Below are 16,173 nucleotides of genomic sequence, written 5' to 3'. Positions count from 1 at the left end.
GCACCTCGCCGCCGGGCGGCAGGATGGCCGCATGCTGCTGGCCGAGGTCGCTCGCGTGTCACGGGAAGTCGCCGCCACTTCCGCCCGGTCCCGCAAGACCGCGCTGCTCGCGGAGCTCTTCGCCGCCGCTCCCCCCGAGGAGGCCGGGCTGGTCATCTCCTACCTCTCCGGACGCCTCCCGCAGGGCCGTCCCGGCATCGGCTGGCGCACCCTGGCCCAGGAGACCGCACCGGCAGCGCAGCCCACCCTCACCGTCCGCGATGTCGACGAGGCGGTCAGCGGCCTCGCGGCGCAGGCCGGCGCCGGGTCCGCCGCCCGGCGCAGCGCGATCGTCGCCGGGCTGCTCGGCGCGGCCACCGAGGCCGAGCAGGCCTTCCTGCGCAGCCTGCTCTCGGGCGAGGTGCGCCAGGGCGCGCTCGACGCCGTGGCCCTGGAGGGCGTGGCCGCGGCCGCCGGGGTACCCGCGGCCGAGCTGCGCCGGGCGGTGATGCTGGACGGCTCCTTGCCCCGCGTCGCCGAGGCGGTGCTCGCCGACGGCGCCGAGGCGCTGCGCACCGTGACCCTGCGGGTGGGGCGGCCCGTCCAGCCGATGCTGGCGGGCACGGCCGGATCGGTCGCCGAGGCGCTGGCCGCGCTCGGCCCGTGCGCGGTGGAGGAGAAGCTGGACGGGATCCGCGTGCAGGTCCACCGCGAGGGGGACGACGTACGGGTCTACACGCGCTCCCTCGACGAGATCACCGGGAGACTGCCGGAGGTCGCCGAACTGGCCAGGTCGCTGCCGGGGGAGCGGTTCATCCTCGACGGGGAGGTCATCGGGCAGACCGCGGACGGCCGCCCCGTCCCCTTCCAGGAGATCGCGAGCCGGGTCGGCTCCCGGGTGGACGTGGCCGCCGCCCGGCGGACGCTGCCGGTGGTCCCCTATTTCTTCGACGTCCTTGCCGCCGCCGGCGACGTCCTGCTCGACCTCCCCGTCCGCGAGCGGTACGCGGCCCTCGCCGCCCTCGTGCCCGAGGGCGCCCGGGTGCGCCGCCTGGAGGTACGGGACCCGGCGGCCCAGGAGGCCGAGGCCGTGGAGTTCTGGGCCGAGACCCTGCGCCGCGGCCACGAGGGCGTGGTCGTCAAGGCCCTGGAATCGGCGTACGCGGCCGGCCGGCGCGGCAGGCACTGGCTGAAGGTGAAACCGGTGCACACCCTGGACCTGGTCGTGCTCGCCGCCGAATGGGGCCACGGGCGGCGCACCGGACTGCTCTCGAACCTGCACCTGGGGGCCCGGGCCGCCGACGGCACCTACGCCATGCTCGGCAAGACGTTCAAGGGCCTCACGGACGAGATGCTGCGCTGGCAGACGGAGGCGCTGCGGGCGCTCGCCACCTCGGACGACGGTTTCACCGTACGGGTGCGCCCCGAGCTGGTGGTGGAGATCGCCTACGACGGACTGCAGCGCTCGACGCGCTACCCGGCCGGAGTGGCTCTCCGCTTCGCGCGGGTGGTGAGGCACCGCCCGGACAAGGACGCGGAGCAGGCCGACACCGTCGAGACGGTGCTGGGCCGGCGGAACGCCTCCTGAGGACAGCCGGGGGCCGGCGGCCGGTGGTGCAGGCCGGACCGGCGAACCGTCATAGACCGGCGATAGACGAGCGGGCCAGGGTGGTTGTCCACGTGCCGGCCCCGGACGGCTGGCACGGCCACGACGGGCCCGCCCCGTCATGGCGCTGAACGCGACCGCCGTGACTGCCGCGACTGCCGTGACCGCCGTGACGGCGGCCGCACCCCGACACGCCAGGAGCCGCCATCGTGGACCTCGACTCCGTGCTGACCCGCCGGCCGTCTGCCGGCCCGGAGGCGCCCTGCGGCACAACGCCCCCGAAGGGGCCCGGGTCCGGGCGCCTGCACCGTGCCCGGGCCGGCGCGGTCGCGGTCCTCCATCGCACCGGCGCTGTCACCGCGGTCCTCCTCGCCCTCGCGGCCGTCGGCACGATGATCGGCGAACCGGTCCTCATACCGTCCCTGGCCGCCAGTGCCGCCGTCCTCCACCACACCCCCGCCCTGCCCACCGCCCAGCCCCGGACCGTCGTCGTCGCACACCTCCTGGGCGCCGGAGCCGGCTACGCGGTCCTCGCCGCGGCTCCGAGCGCCCCCTGGAGCGCGGCCCTGGCGGGAGGTCTGACCTTCGCCGCCACGACCCTCGCCCGGACCCCGCACTCACCCGCCTGCGCCACCGCCGTCGTCGTCGTGCTGCAGACCCCGGCACCCCTGCGGTTCGTCCCGCTGCTGTTCGGCGCGACGGTGGTCCTCGTCCTCGGAGGTGTCGCCGCCTCCCGCACGCACCCGGCAGCGGGCCGGTACCCGGTCCGCTGGTGGTAGCCGTCGTTTTGCCTCAGAGGCAAGGAGGTTTGCCAGGAAGGCAAGATTCTGGCTCAATCGGGGCATGAACCCCGGTCCCGCACCCGACCGCCCGGACGACGTGGTCGACGAGCTGCCCGCCGTGGCGCCGCAGCTGCGTGAGCTGCGCCGCCGTGCCGGCCTCACCCTGGAGGCCGCCGCCGCGCGGGCCCGGCTGTCGCCCGCCCACCTGTCCCGGCTGGAGACCGGCCGGCGCCAGCCCTCGCTGCCGCTCCTGCTGGGGCTCGCCCGCACCTACGGCACGACGGTCTCCGAGCTGCTCGGCGAGACCCCTGCCGTCGCCGATCCCATCGTACGGGCCGGCGGTCCGGGTGCCCGCGAGGCCGACGGCTGGACGTACTGGCAGGCGGGCGGCGCCGGGCGCGGGATGCAGGCGCTGCGCGTCCACGTGCCGCACGGCCGCGGACCGGACGAACTGGTCCGCGTCCATCCCGGCGAGGAATGGTTGTACGTCCTTCAGGGGCGGCTGCGCCTGCACCTGGGCGAGGCCGAATACCTGCTGGAGCCGGGAGACAGTGCCCACTTCGACTCCCTCACCCCGCACCGCATCGGCGCCGCCTCCCCGAACGGAGCCGACCTGCTGTTCGTCCACACCCTGCTCCAGAGCAGCCTCGCCGGGCTGTGCCTCGGCGGGGCCGCGACCACCACGCACCACCGATAGGCGAGGAGCCCACCCATGACCCCCGTGCCCCCTGCAGACGAGCCCGTCGGCGTACGTGCGCGCTTCGAGGCCAAGTTCCCGCGCGGCCTGATCATCCGGCTGATCGCCTACCTCTTCGTGGGCCACCTCTTCGCCTTCTTCGTCTACCTCCTCTTCGTCCTGGGTGGCCAGAACCAGTAACCGCCCGGAGCGGGCGAGTCGGGGCCGCGCGGCTATGGAAAGGTGCGGAGGCGGTGGCTACCCTCCGCGCATGATTCCCACGGTTGTCTGGGGTACCGGCAACGTCGGCCGTCTGGCCATCCGCGCCGTCGCGGCCCATCCCGCACTCGAACTGTCCGCAGTCATCGTCCACAATCCAGCCAAGGTCGGCCGCGACGCGGGCGAACTCGGCGGCCTCGACCACCTGTTGGGCGTCGCGGCCACCGACGACCCCGAAGCCGTACTGGCCGGCCGTCCCCGCGCGGTGGTGTACGCCGCGTCCGGGGACGTCCGCCCCGACGAGGCCCTCGCCGACATCACCCGTGCGATCCGGGCGGGCGCGGTCGTCGTCAGCCCGGCCCTCTACCCGCTCTACGACCACCGCAGTGCCCCGCCGGAGTTCCGCGACCCGGTACTGGCGGCCGTCGCGGAGGGCGGCGGCTCGCTCTTCGCCTCCGGCGTCGACCCCGGCTGGGGCAACGACGTACTCCCGCTCCTGCTCAGCGGACTCGGCACCACCGTCGACGCCATCCGCTGCCAGGAGATCTTCGACTACTCCACCTACGACCAGCCGGACTCGGTCCGCAACCTCATCGGCATGGGCCACCCCATGGACTTCGAGCCGATGATGCTCATGCCCTCGATCCCGACGATGGTCTGGGGCGGCCAGATACGGATGATGGCCCGGGCGCTCGGCGTCGAACTCGACGAGATCCGCGAGACGTCGGAGCGCCGCGCCCTCGACACCACCGTGACCACCCGCACCATGGGCGAGTTCGAGGCGGGCACCCAGGGCGCGATCCGCTTCGAGGTGCAGGGCGTCGTCGGCGGCGAGCCCCGCATCGTCATCGAGCACGTCACCCGCATCCACCCCTCGTGCGCACCGGACTGGCCGGTGCCGCCGGGCGGCGGCGACGGCGCCCACCGCGTCGTCATCGAGGGCCGCCCCCGCATCGAGGTCACCGTCGAGGCCGCCGACGAGGGCGAGAACCGCTCCGCGGGCGGCAACGCCACCGCCGTCGGCCGCCTCGTCGGCGCCATCGACTGGCTCGCGGCGGCGGAGCCCGGACTCTACGACGCCCTCGACGTCCCGCTGCGCCCCGCCACCGGCAGACTCGGAAGGAAACCGTCATGAGGATCGACATCCCCGAAGGCCAGCACCCGATCGAGTACGTGTGGGGCGACATGGTGCCCGGGATCGGCATGGCCGCCGCGAACTTCTCCCTGTCGGTGTACGCCCACACCACCCTCGGGCTGCGCGAGTTCGAGGCCGCACGGCTGCGCGTCGCGCAGATCAACGGGTGCGTCTTCTGCCTGGACTGGCGCACCGAGCGGGACGGGCAGAAGGTCGAGGAGGAGTTCGCCGACGCGGTCACCGAGTGGCGCACCACCGACGCGTTCGACGAGCGCACCCGGCTGGCGGCGGAGTACGCCGAGCGGTACACCCTCGACCACCACGGGCTCGACGAAGAGTTCTGGGACCGGATGACCGCGCACTACAGCCAGCTGGAGATCGTGGAGCTCACCATGAGCATCGGGTCCTGGCTGGCCTTCGGGCGGCTCAACCACGTGCTGGGCCTCGACAGCGTCTGCGTGCTGCCCGGGCACTGAGCGGGGCGGAGCCGGCAGGGCGTGCAGAGGGGCAGGGCGTGAAAAGGGGCCGTTCGGCGATCCGAACGGCCCCGGCCGCTGGGGGGAGGGCGCGGCCCTACGAGAGGTCTGTCGCGATGATCTTCTCGATGTTGCGCTCGGCGAGCGCGGTGATGGTGACGAACGGGTTCACGCTGGCGTTTCCGGGGATCAGCGCGCCGTCGATCACGTACAGGCCGGTGTAGCCGTGCAGACGGCCGTAGTTGTCGGTGGCCTTGTCCAGGACGGCGCCGCCGAGCGGATGGTAGGTCAGGGTGTCGTTCCAGATCTTGTAGGCGCCGAACAGGTCGGTCCGGTAGATCGTCCCCTCCTTCGAGTTGATCTTGTCGAAGATGGTCTTGGCCATCGAGATGGACGGCTGCTTCCAGGCGGTCTGCCAGCTCAGGTCGACCCTGCCCGCGGCCGCGTTCCAGGTGAACTCGGCGCGGTTGGGGTTCTTGGTGATCGACAGGTAGAAGGAGGCGTAGGTCTCGATCCCGGTGGGCAGCGGGGCGACCTCGGCGAAGGCGCCGCCCGCGTCCCAGTTGTCGATGCCGGAGCAGGGGATGGTCGACTGGAGCTTGCCGGTCGGGTCCCACATGTGGTTGGCGCGCCCGCACATGACGTTCCCGTTCTCGCCCCAGCCCTTGCCCACCTCGCCGTTGAGGTTCGGCAGCGCCCCGGTCGCCTTCAGCTTGACCAGGAGCTTGCTGGTGCCGACGCTGCCGGCCGCGAAGAACACCCGCTCGGCGGTGACGGTCTTGGTGGCCACGGTGTCGCCCGTGGTGTTGATCTGGTCGATGGCGACCGTGTAGCCGCCGCCCGCGGCGGGGGAGACCGTGGTGACCTCGTGCAGCGGCGAGACGGTGACCCTGCCCGTGGCCCTGGCCTGCGCGAGGTACGTCTGCACCAGCGACTTCTTGCCGTGGTTGTTGCCGTAGAGGATCTCCCCGGCCAGGGCGGACTTGGTGGCGGTGCCGACGGCCTCCCGCTTCATGTAGTCCCAGTCGTACACGTCGGGTACGAAGGTCCAGGCGAAGCCGGACCGCTGGGCGTGCTTGCGGCCGACGCGGGAGAACTGGTAGCAGTCGGCGGTGTCGAACCAGGCCGGGTCGACCATCCCGACCCCGAGGCCGGCGTTGGCCCTCGGGTAGTAGGTGTCGTACATCTCGTCGGCGTCGACCGACGGGAGGACGGAGGCGAAGTTCGCGCGCTTGGGCGTGACCGCCATGCCGCCGTTGACCAGCGAACCGCCGCCGACGCCGCGGCCCTGGTAGACCGTGATGCCGGCGAAGTCCTCGGCGTCCAGGATCCCCGTGTACTTGGGGACGTCCTTGTCGATGGGGAATCCGAGGAAGTTGCTGAGCGGGGCCTTGGTCCGCGTACGGAGCCAGAACGAGCGGTAGTCCGGACTGGTCACCTTCGGGAAGATCTTGCCGTCCGGGCCCGGGGTGTCCCAGTTCATGCCCATCTCGATCATCTGCACGTCCACTCCGGCCTGGGCCAGCCGCAGCGCCGCGACCGACCCGCCGTAGCCGGTGCCGATGACCAGGACCGGTACGCGGGCGCCGTCGCCGATGGGTCCGGGGGCGGCGGCCGCCGCGGCGGCCTGGGCCGGGGTGATGTGGCCGGCCAGGGCCACGGCCCCGATTATAGAACCTGTTCTACCAAGAAATCCGCGGCGTGAAATTCCATTGGAGCCTCTTTTGGGCAGGGTGTTGTCACCCATGTGACGTTCCTCACTCTCGATGGAATGGGAACGAGTTCTACTGCTGCCCGCGTGTGAAGTCACTACATACGTCTAGGTAACTTTCGGTCGATCGGGCGTCCCCGACGGCCGGTTCCCGGCCCAGGGCCCGGCCCGGCACGAGCAGCGGGGCGACCGCGGCGAAGGCGCACCGGGTGGAGGCGGGTTCCAGCCGCCACGGCGCTGAGCAGGTCGGCGCCCCCGCCGCCGGCGCCCTGCCGGGGGTCCGCAGCCGCCGGTCCCGGCGAGCAGCAGCGCGCCCGGGGTGGCGAACGGACAGCGCGTCAGGACCCGTGGCATCCACGGAACATTCACGCCGTGGCCGATGGCGCGGCCCGGGATCTCGGCCGTCGCCCTCCAGCGCGCGCGGATCAGTCCGGCGCCGTACGGTCTCCCCGTTCGCGGGGTTCGAGCGGCGGGGCCGACACCGCGCAGTACGTGTGGCACTGCGGGTGGCACGCCTCGGACGCCGGGGAGCGTACGGTCGCCCAGGCCACGGCGGCGCCGGCCAGGAACGCCCCGGTGCACCAGAGCATGGCCCGCCCGAACGCGGCGTCGAACTGGGTCGCCGAGCGGTACGACTCGGGCCCCATTCCGGACAGCAGCGGCAGCGCCGCCACCGCGAGCAGCCCGGCGACGCGCGCCGCCGCGTTGTTGATGCCGCTGGCCAGCCCCGCCCGGCCGGGGTCCACCGAGGCCAGCACGGTGGACGTCAGCGGGGCGACCAGGGCCACCAGGCCCATGCCCATCACGACCATCGCGGGCAGCACGTCCTGTACGTAGGAGGCCGCGGGCCCTACGCGCAGCATCAGCAGCGTCCCCACGGCGCACAGCACCGGCCCCACCGTGAGCGGGATGCGCGGTCCGATCCGCTCGCCGAGCTCACCCGAGCGCGCCGACAGCAGGAGCATCAGCAGGGTCGTGGGCAGCATCGCGGCCCCGGCGGCCAGCGCCGAGTACCCGGACACCACCTGGAGCTGGAGCACGACGAGGAAGAAGAACCCTCCGATGGCCGCGTACACGCACAGGGTGACGAGGTTGACGGCGGTGAACAGCCGGGACGCGAAGATGTCCGGCGGCACCATCGGGTCGGCCCGCCGCCGCTCCACGTACACGAAGGCGGCGCCCAGCAGGACCCCGAGCACCGCCGCGGCGATCACCGCGGGCGATCCGGACCGGGCCTCGATCAGGGCGTAGGTGACCAGCCCCAGGGCGCCCGCGCCGAGTGCCGCGCCGGCCACGTCGAACCGCCCGTGCGCCTGCGCGTCCCGGGATTCCGGTACGTGCCGCAGGGTGACCGGCACGCACACCGCGGCCAGTGGAACGTTCAGCAGGAAGACCCACCGCCAGCCGGGCCCGTCCACCAGCCAGCCGCCGAGGAACGGCCCCACCGCCGCGCCCACCCCGCCGAACCCCGACCACAGGCCGATCGCACGCCCCCGGTCCTCGGCGCGGATCGACGCCTGGATCAGGGCCAGGGAGCCGGGCGCCAGCAGCGCCCCGCCGATGCCCTGCAGGGCCCGGGCGGCGATCAGCACGCCGGCGTTCGGCGCGATGCCGCACAGCAGCGAGCCGACGGCGAACCAGACCACGCCGAGTGTGAAGATCCGGCGACGCCCGAAGCGGTCACTGAGCGAGCCGCCGACCAGGATCAGCCCGGCCAGGGTCAGCAGGTAGGCGTTCACCGTCCACTGCAGGACCGCCAGATCGGCGTCGAGGTCCTCTCCGATGCGCGGCAGCGCCACGTTCACCACGGTCCCGTCCAGCATGGCCATGGTCGACCCGAGCACCGTGGTCAGCAGGATCCACCGGCCCCGCGCCGAGGCGAGGGCGACGGCGGGCTCGGGCGACGTGTCAGGCGACTCGGCGGGCACGGTCATGCCTTCAGGCTGGCCCGCCCGGCGCGGAAGGGCCACCGGGGCGCGGCGGCGCGTTGCGGGGAGAGGTGGGGTGTCCTGTGGCCGGGAACGGCTCATAAGGCCCTCTTGTAATGAGCATGACGTCTCCTTCACCATGACCCGCGCACGTCACGCGCACCCTTCCCGCACATCTCGCACACGGCGTACGAGGAGACAACACGTGGCCCAACGCGACAAGCGGTCCTCACGAGCCCTGAGGCCCACAAGGCCGGGCAGGTCCGCACGGTCCTTACGCACGGCGCTCGCCGCCCTCACCTCGGTCCTGCTCCTCCCGCTCGGCGCGGGCGTCGCAGCGGCCGCACCGGATCCCGGCGCCGGCGCGCCGAGCGCGGCCGAGCGCAAGATCGAACCCAAGCTCCGCGCCCAGCTCGACGGCTCCGCCAAGGCCGTCTTCTGGGTCTATCTCGACAGCGCCGCCGACCTCACCGCCGCGGGGAAGCAGCAGACCCGCGCCGCCAAGGCCGAGACGGTGCTGAGGACGAAGAAGGACCACGCCGCGCGCAGCCAGGCCGACGTCATCAAGGCACTGGACGGCGCGGGGGCCGAGTACACCTCGTACTGGATCGTGAACGCCGTCCGCGTCGTCGGCAGCGAGAAGCTCGCCGGGACGCTGGCGCAGCGCCCCGAGGTGGCCCGGATCGACGCCGACGACAAGGTCGACCTCCCCAAGCCCGCCGAGGGCAAGCGCGAGAAGGCCCTCGCCGACGCCGTCGAGTGGAACATCGACCGGATCAAGGCCCCGCAGGTGTGGGACCAGATAGGCGTCCGCGGCGAGGGCATCGTCGTCGCCAACATCGACAGCGGCGTCGACTTCACGCACCCGGCCGTGGCCGACCAGTACCGCGGCAAGAACGCGGACGGCAGCCACTCCCACGCCTACAACTGGTTCGACCCGGCGGGCGTCTGCGCCGGCGCCGCACCGTGCGACAACAACGACCACGGCACCCACACCATGGGCACGATGGTCGGCGACGACGGCGGCGCCAACAAGATCGGCGTCGCCCCCGGTGCCAAGTGGATCGCCGCCAAGGGCTGCGAGTCCAACTCCTGCTCCGAGGCCTCGCTGCTCGCCTCCGGCCAGTGGATCGTGGCCCCGACGGACCTGAACGGCCAGAACCCGCGTCCCGACCTCGCCCCGCACATCGTCAACAACTCCTGGGGCGGCACGGGCGGCGACAGCTGGTACCAGCAGATCGTCGACACCTGGCGGGCCGCCGGCATCTTCCCGGCGTTCTCCAACGGCAACGCCGGACCCGGCTGCTCCACCAGCGGCTCACCCGGTGACTACGCGAGCTCCTACAGCTCCGGCGCCTTCGACATCAACAACGCCATCGCGTCCTTCTCCTCACGGGGCGCCGGCCCCGGCGGCATCGTCAAGCCGAACATCTCCGCGCCGGGCGTGAACGTCCGCTCCTCCGTCCCCGGCGGCGCGTACGAGGCCTTCTCCGGCACCTCCATGGCCTCGCCGCACACCGCGGCCGCCGTGGCCCTGCTGTGGTCCGCCGCCCCGTCCCTCGAAGGCGACATCGCGCAGACCGAGTCGCTCCTGGACGGCACCGCCCTGGACACCGACAGCAGCCAGTGCGGTGGCAACGCCGCCGACAACAACGTCTTCGGAGAGGGCCGCCTCGACGTCCTCGCCGCCGTCAACGCCGCCCCGCGCGGCGCGCTCGGAGCCCTCGGCGGCACCGTCCGCTCCGGCGGCCAGCCCCTCGCGGGCGTGAAGGTCACCGCCGACGGCCCGATCGACCGTACGGCCACCACGGCGGCCGACGGCAGCTACTCCTTCCCGGCCCTCTCGGTGGGCGAGTACACCCTGACCGCGGCCAAGTTCGGCTACGGGCAGCAGACCGCGACCGCCACCGTGACCGAGAACGCCACCGCCACCGGCGACTTCACCCTCACCCAGGCGGCCTCCGGCAAGGTCGCCGGCACCGTCGCCTCGGCCTCCGGGCCGGCCGCCGGAGCCGCCGTCACCATCGCCGACACCCCGGTGACCGCGACCGCCGACGCCCAGGGCCGCTTCGAGGTCACCCTGCCGCACGGCACCTACCGGGTGAACGCCACCCACGCCTCCCGCTGCCTCGGCGGCGGCACGGCCGAGGTCACCGTCGGCGGCGACACCACCGTCGCCGTCAACCTCCCCGAGCGCACCGACGGCTACGGCTACGCCTGCGCCACCGCCGACCGGCCGTACGTGGAGGGGAGCCGGCAGCTCGCGCTGACCGGCGACAACACCACCGAACGGGTCGACCTGCCCTTCCCGCTGCCGCTGTACGGCAAGACGTACGCCCAGGCCTGGATCGGCACGAACGGCACGGTCAGCTTCGGCGGCAACAACACCGGCGACATCAACGGCGACCTCCCGAGCACGGCCACGCCCAACGCGGCCCTCTACCCCTTCTGGGACGACCTCGTCGTCGGCGCGGCGGGCAGCGGCTCGGGCGTCTTCACCGCGGTCACCGGCACCGCCCCGCACCGCAGCTACGTGATCGAGTGGCGCGAGGTGTCCCACTGGTCGGCGCAGGCCGACAAGTTCTCCTTCTCGGCGGCCATCGGCGAGGACGGCACCGTCACCTACTCCTACAAGGGCACCGGCGGCACCGGCATCAAGGGCGGATCCACGGCCACGGTCGGCGTGGAGAACGCCACCGGAACCGACGCCTTCAAGTACTCCTTCAACACCCCGGTCATCACAGGCGGCCTCTCCATCGCCTTCCGCACGACCAAGAGCGGCGTGGTGGCCGGCCGGGTGCTCGACGCCAACGACGGCAACGGCATCGCGGGCGCCACGGTGACCGTCGGCACGGGTGACACCGCCGTGTCGGCGACCACGGCCGCCGACGGCGGGTACGTCGTCCAGAGCCCCTCCGGCTCGCGGGCCGTCTCCCTCGCGGCGGCGCAGTACGAGTCCGCCACGGCCACGGTGGACGTCAAGGCCGCCGACGTCACGAAGGTGACGCAGTCCCTGCGCACCGGCAAGGTGACGGCGTCCAAGCCGGCACTGGAGGTCGTGCTCCCGGCCGACCAGCAGCGGACCCGGACCCTGGACCTCACCAACCCGGGCCTGGGCACGGCGTTCACCGTGACCGAGGACGCGGCCTGGCTGACGGCCGCCCCGGCCGCCGGCGACCTGCCGACGGGCGGGAAGGTGCCGGTCACCCTCTCGGTCGACACGACCGGACTGGCGGCCGGCACGGTCCTGACCGCCGACCTGAAGATCACCTCCGCGAGCGGTCGCACCCCGGTCCTCACCGTCCCGGTCAAGGTCGTCGTCCCGCGCTACCAGGTCGCCCTGGACGCGGGCTCCGGCTACGGCTCCACCGACGCCCTCGGCGACGCCTGGTCCCCGGACCGCAAGTACACGGCCGGCTCCTACGGCTACCAGGGCAACGGCACCGTCCAGTCCACCGGCCGCACCATCGCCGGCACGGACGAACAGCGGCTCTTCCGCAACGCCCGCGAGGGCATGTACGAGTACCGCTTCGACAACGTGCCGAACGGCACATACACGGTGGAGCTCGGCTTCGCGGAGCTCTCCTCCACCAAGCCGAACAAGCGCGTCTTCGACGTCCTGGCCGAGGGCACGCAGGTCCTGCCCTCCCTCGACATCGCCCTGGAGGCGGGCACCTACAAGGCCCTGACCCGCACCTACACGGTCACGGTCACCGACGGGGTGCTCAACGTCCGCTTCGTGACGCACTCCGGCTTCGGCAAGCCCCTGCTGAACACGCTCCGGGTGACCGACCGCCCGGACAAGGGCTAGTGCGCCGAGGGGGCGGGGCCGCCCGCGGGCCCCGCCCCCTCCTTCCGGTCCGGGCACCGCGGCTTTCCGGCCCATTCGGGTGGCGGGAGCGGCGGATCCGCGCGACCTGCCACGGGCCCGCGGCCCGGGTCGTTAGCGTGAGCGACCATGACGCTCCTGAGCGACCAGGCAGACGCCGTCCGGGCCCTCGTGGAGTCCGCCGATCCCGGGGCGGTGTGGGCCGTGGGCGGCCCCGACGGCCCCCACGCCGGTTCGGGCGCCGCGGACGACGTCCACGACGTCGGCGGCCTCACCGCCGTCCTCGCGCTGTGGCCGGCCGTCGGAACCCTCGTCGAGGAGGGCGCGCTGCGGCTGCACACCCCGCTCACCGCGTACGGGGACGAGGCCGCGGCGGACACCCCCGCCGGGACCACCGCCCACCACCTCCTCACCCACCCCGGCGGCACGGCCGCCCTCACCCGTCTCGTCGAGCACCTGTCCGGCAGCACCCTCGCCGAGCTCGCGGCCGTACGGGTCTGGAACCCGCTCGGCATGACCCGCACCCGCCTCGCCGGCGGCACCCTCCACGCACCCCTCGGCGACCTCGCCCTCTTCCTGAGGCACCTCCTGCACCCGAGCGCGCCGAGTGAGCCGAATGATGTGAACGAGCCGCGTGCTCCGGGTGCTCCGGGTGCTCCGGGTGACAGGGGCGGGGCGCCCGCACCGGCACCCCTCACCCGCGCCTGGACGGCCGAGTCCCTCCGCATCCGCACGGGCGAACTCACCCCCGCCCGCGGGCTCCTCTGGCACCCCGCCCCGCACGGCGTCTGGACCCACCACGCCCCGACCGACCCGGGCCCCGCCGTCTGGATCTCCCCCCGCCACCACCGCTGGGCGGTCCTCCTCCCGGCCGCCCGCGGCCCCCTGCGCACCACCTTCCGCGAGGCCGTCTTCACCCCGGACGGATCCACGCGGAGCAGCGGGCCGGGCGGGATCCCCCAGGTGTAGCGCTCGGAGCGCGCGCTCCGCAGGCGAGACGTACGGTGATGCCGATGTCACCGACCGTTGTCGTCGTTCCCGCCGCGGAGGTACACGGATGCGTACGGTCCAAGGGGCCGCCCTCGACGGGATCAAGGCCCGCGTACGGGCCCTCGCGGAACGGACCGGGCTGCCGGTGCGGTCCGCGAGGGGCGAGACCCGGACGCACGGCGGCCCGGCCGTCCGCCGGCGCCCCGGAGAGCGCGTCGGTCCGACCTCCCGGGCCGGAACGCCGCCCGCGGACCCCGGGCCGGCCGCGCCGCCGCTCGGCGCGCAGGCTCCCGCCTTGCGGACCACCGTGAAGGCGGTGCTCCGCAAGGCGCCCGCCGCGCCCGCCGGCCGCGCCGCACTCCTCGTGCCCGCCGTGTCCCCCGCGGCCGCGACCACCGTGTTCGCCGCCCTCGGCGCCCTGCTCTCCGGCACCGGCCGGCCCCGCCCGCGCCGCCGCCGGCGGCCGGACGGGGCGCGCGCCTCCGCCGCCGCGCTCCGCGCGCTGCGCGCACGCCACGGGGACGCGCCCGCGCTCGTACGCACCCGGTCCGGGAAGACGCTCCTCGTCCTCCTCGACCCGCGGGACCTGCGCCGCTTCTACGCCGAACCCGTCAGCGTCCTCGCAGCCGACCCGCCGCAGAAGTGCCGGGGCCTGAGCACGCACGAGCCCGACCCCGACGGGGACGGCTCCGGCTGCGTCCGCGGCGAACAGCGGGCCGAGCGGCGGCGGATGCACGAGGACGTGCTGGCCGCCGGACTGCCCGTGCACCCCGCGGCCGGCCCGATCCTCAGGGCCGTCGCCGAAGAGGCCCGGCACCTCACCGCCGCCGGCACCCTCGAACTCGCCCGCGCCCGGCACGCCGTGAACAGGGCCGCCCGGCGGATCGTCCTCGGCGACCCCGCCGCCGAGGACGACGAACTCGCCGGATGGCTCACCCAACTGCGTGCCGAGGACAAGCGCCTGCGCGGCGGCCCGAGGCGCGCCGCGCGCTCGGTGCACGACAAGGCCCGCGCCCGCATCGGGGAATACGTCCGGCACGCCGGGGACGACACCCTCGCAGGCCGCGCCGCCCGCCACGCCGACCCCACCGACCGCGAAGGCGCCGTCGACCCCGGCGACGAGGCCCGGCTCTGGCTCCTGGCCATGGACGCCGTTCCTGACACCGTGCTGCGCACGCTGCTGCTGCTCGGCGCGCACCCCTGCGAACAGGACGCGGCCGCCGCCGAAGCGGCCGCCGAGGTCGCCGCCGGGCCGGCCCGGGGCGAACTGCCCAGGCTGCGGGCCTGCGTCCGCGAGTCGCTGCGGCTGTATCCGGTGGTGCCCGACCTGATCCGTGTCACCCGCGGCGAGACCGAATGGCGCGGCGTGCGCCACCCGGCCGGCACCTCGGTGCTCCTGCCCGCCGCGTTCCACCAGCGCGACCCCGAGCGGGTACCGGCCGCCCATGTCTTCGTACCGGGCCGGTGGAAGAACCCGGGGGCCGACCAGGACATCCGGATGGCGCCCTTCAGCCACGGCGGCGGCCGCTGCCCGGGCGACCAGCTCGGACTGATGATCACCGCCGCGTTCTGCGCAGAGGTGCTGCGGGGCCACCGGGTCACCGGCGTCAGGCCGGTCCTGGACCCGGTCGGACCACTGCCCGTGACGCTCGATCCGCACGGCATCCGGCTCGTCCTCACCCGCCGCTGACGCGGTCTCCCCGTCGGCGCCGCCGCCTCATCCGCACGACCCGCACCTCCTGCACCGCCCTGCCCCGTACGCCTTCACGTCCCTGCCGAAACCCACGAGGATCCCATGTCCGACGCCGCGACCTCCGCGTCCACCGCCCCGGACGCCGACCAGCTCGACGCCCCGTGCCGCGCACTTGCCGACGCCGCCGACGCGGTCGGCGAGGCCGCCCGCTACGCCTCCGGCCTGGCCTTCGGCGCCCGCCTGCCCGTGACGGCGCTCGCCAGGGGCGGCCGCAGCAGGCGGGGTTGGCGCACCCTGCTGCGCACCCTCACCGATCCGGCGGGCCTCGGCTGGGCTGCGCGCGGCCGGGGCGCGGCTCGCGCCGGCCGTCTCGCAGGAGTCCTGGCCGGCCGGGAGAGCCTCGCCATCAGCATCGCCGTCTGCGGACTCAAGGCCCGGATCCGGGCGGCGAGCACGGACCGCCCCGAACTCCGGGAGGACCCCGGCACCGCGGCGGTCCTGCGGGCCGTCGAGGCCGGCCGCCAGGCCGAGGCCGTCCGGCTGTTCCGCGGCATCATGCGCGAGCGGGGCGCCGAGCACGCGTTCTCCCTGCTGGCGCCGTCGTTCGCCGACATCCTCGCCTGGAACGCCCTGACCGACGCGAACCCCTTCAACGACCACGCCGGCTGGCAGGTCGCCACGGGCCGGGCCGAGCCGGCCCGGCCGCTCCTCGGACTCGGCGCCGCCCTGTGGGCCTTCTGCGACAGCGGCCCGGGTCTGCCCGTACGGCCCCCGGCGGGGCCGGCCCCCGATCGCGGTCCCGTCGTCCGGCGCCGTGTCGCGGACCGGCCGCCCCAGCGGCCGCGGCCGCTCCGGCCGGCGCCGCGGCCCCAGGGCGGGAGCCTGCAGGGCCACGCCGCCGCGCTGCGCACGCACGCGGTCCACCTGCGCAGGGCCGCGGCCTGGTCGCCGGGATGGCAGGGCCGGGAGACGGAGGCCCTGCGCGCCGAGGTCGAGAACCTCGCAGCCCGCTGCGCGACGGCGGCGGGCGGCCTCGCCCTCGCCGCCGCCCAACTGCAGGACCCGTGACGGCTCCAGGACCGTGCCGGCTGCAGGACCCGTGACGGCTCCAGGACCGTGCCGGCTGCAGGACCCGTGACGGCTCCAGGA

Annotated in this window: 13 protein-coding genes; 10 read left to right on the top strand and 3 right to left on the bottom strand. The window is 74.2% G+C overall.

Annotated elements, in window-relative coordinates; translation table 11 throughout:
- The first annotated feature begins 31 nt into the window (after positions 1-31).
- The 6 genes from OHA91_RS02980 (at position 32) to OHA91_RS02955 (ending at position 4,873) form a co-directional block, all read left to right on the top strand.
- Positions 32-1,567 carry an ATP-dependent DNA ligase gene (locus OHA91_RS02980; RefSeq protein WP_266495839.1) on the top strand — a complete coding sequence of 512 codons (1,536 nt, stop codon included), beginning with the start codon at positions 32-34 and terminating at the stop codon, positions 1,565-1,567.
- Between the two features lie 227 nt (positions 1,568-1,794).
- Positions 1,795-2,364 carry an HPP family protein gene (locus OHA91_RS02975; RefSeq protein WP_266495840.1) on the top strand — a complete coding sequence of 190 codons (570 nt, stop codon included), beginning with the start codon at positions 1,795-1,797 and terminating at the stop codon, positions 2,362-2,364.
- A gap of 64 nt (positions 2,365-2,428) precedes the next feature.
- Entirely contained in the window at positions 2,429-3,064 is a 636-nt protein-coding gene (locus tag OHA91_RS02970; RefSeq protein WP_266495842.1) for a helix-turn-helix domain-containing protein, read from the top strand.
- Positions 3,065-3,079: 15 nt separating this feature from the next.
- Positions 3,080-3,244 (top strand): DUF6126 family protein, encoded by a 165-nt coding sequence (locus OHA91_RS02965; protein ID WP_167751146.1) that lies wholly within the window; start codon positions 3,080-3,082, stop codon positions 3,242-3,244.
- A gap of 70 nt (positions 3,245-3,314) precedes the next feature.
- Positions 3,315-4,397 carry an NAD(P)H-dependent amine dehydrogenase family protein gene (locus tag OHA91_RS02960; RefSeq protein WP_266495847.1) on the top strand — a complete coding sequence of 361 codons (1,083 nt, stop codon included), beginning with the start codon at positions 3,315-3,317 and terminating at the stop codon, positions 4,395-4,397.
- Complete coding sequence (locus OHA91_RS02955) at positions 4,394-4,873, top strand: carboxymuconolactone decarboxylase family protein (RefSeq protein WP_030664537.1); 480 nt, start codon at positions 4,394-4,396, stop codon at positions 4,871-4,873. Before OHA91_RS02960 ends, OHA91_RS02955 begins: the two co-directional genes overlap by 4 nt.
- Positions 4,874-4,970: 97 nt before the next feature.
- On the opposite strand, the gene OHA91_RS02950 is transcribed toward OHA91_RS02955, so the two are convergent.
- The 3 genes from OHA91_RS02950 to OHA91_RS02945 form a co-directional block, all read right to left on the bottom strand.
- Positions 4,971-6,620: a GMC oxidoreductase gene (locus OHA91_RS02950; RefSeq protein WP_328738501.1), complete on the bottom strand. Its 1,650-nt coding sequence runs from the start codon at positions 6,618-6,620 to the stop codon at positions 4,971-4,973.
- Positions 6,621-6,657: 37 nt separating this feature from the next.
- On the bottom strand, positions 6,658-6,942 hold the full coding sequence (locus OHA91_RS39810; RefSeq protein WP_381703103.1) for a DUF6629 family protein: 285 nt from the start codon (positions 6,940-6,942) through the stop codon (positions 6,658-6,660).
- Positions 6,943-7,009: 67 nt separating this feature from the next.
- Complete coding sequence (locus OHA91_RS02945; RefSeq protein ID WP_328738500.1) at positions 7,010-8,518, bottom strand: MFS transporter; 1,509 nt, start codon at positions 8,516-8,518, stop codon at positions 7,010-7,012.
- Between the two features lie 199 nt (positions 8,519-8,717).
- On the opposite strand from OHA91_RS02945, the gene OHA91_RS02940 reads away from it, so the two are divergent.
- The 4 genes from OHA91_RS02940 to OHA91_RS02925 all read left to right on the top strand — a co-directional run bounded on the left by OHA91_RS02940 (position 8,718) and on the right by OHA91_RS02925 (position 16,092).
- The gene (locus OHA91_RS02940) at positions 8,718-12,323 is read left to right on the top strand and encodes a S8 family serine peptidase (protein WP_328738499.1); all 3,606 of its coding nucleotides are present in this window, start codon (positions 8,718-8,720) and stop codon (positions 12,321-12,323) included.
- A 147-nt stretch (positions 12,324-12,470) separates the two neighbouring features.
- A complete protein-coding gene (locus tag OHA91_RS02935; protein WP_328738498.1) occupies positions 12,471-13,310 on the top strand; it encodes a serine hydrolase domain-containing protein in 840 nt (279 codons plus the stop codon).
- An 88-nt stretch (positions 13,311-13,398) separates the two neighbouring features.
- A complete protein-coding gene (locus tag OHA91_RS02930) occupies positions 13,399-15,021 on the top strand; it encodes a cytochrome P450 (protein ID WP_328738497.1) in 1,623 nt (540 codons plus the stop codon).
- A gap of 105 nt (positions 15,022-15,126) precedes the next feature.
- Positions 15,127-16,092 (top strand): hypothetical protein, encoded by a 966-nt coding sequence (locus OHA91_RS02925; RefSeq protein ID WP_266495866.1) that lies wholly within the window; start codon positions 15,127-15,129, stop codon positions 16,090-16,092.
- Positions 16,093-16,173: the final 81 nt, after the last annotated feature.

The organism is Streptomyces erythrochromogenes, assembly GCF_036170895.1.
GTDB classification, from domain to species: Bacteria; Actinomycetota; Actinomycetes; order Streptomycetales; family Streptomycetaceae; genus Streptomyces; species Streptomyces erythrochromogenes.
This window is presented reverse-complemented; position numbering and strand designations above follow the sequence as displayed.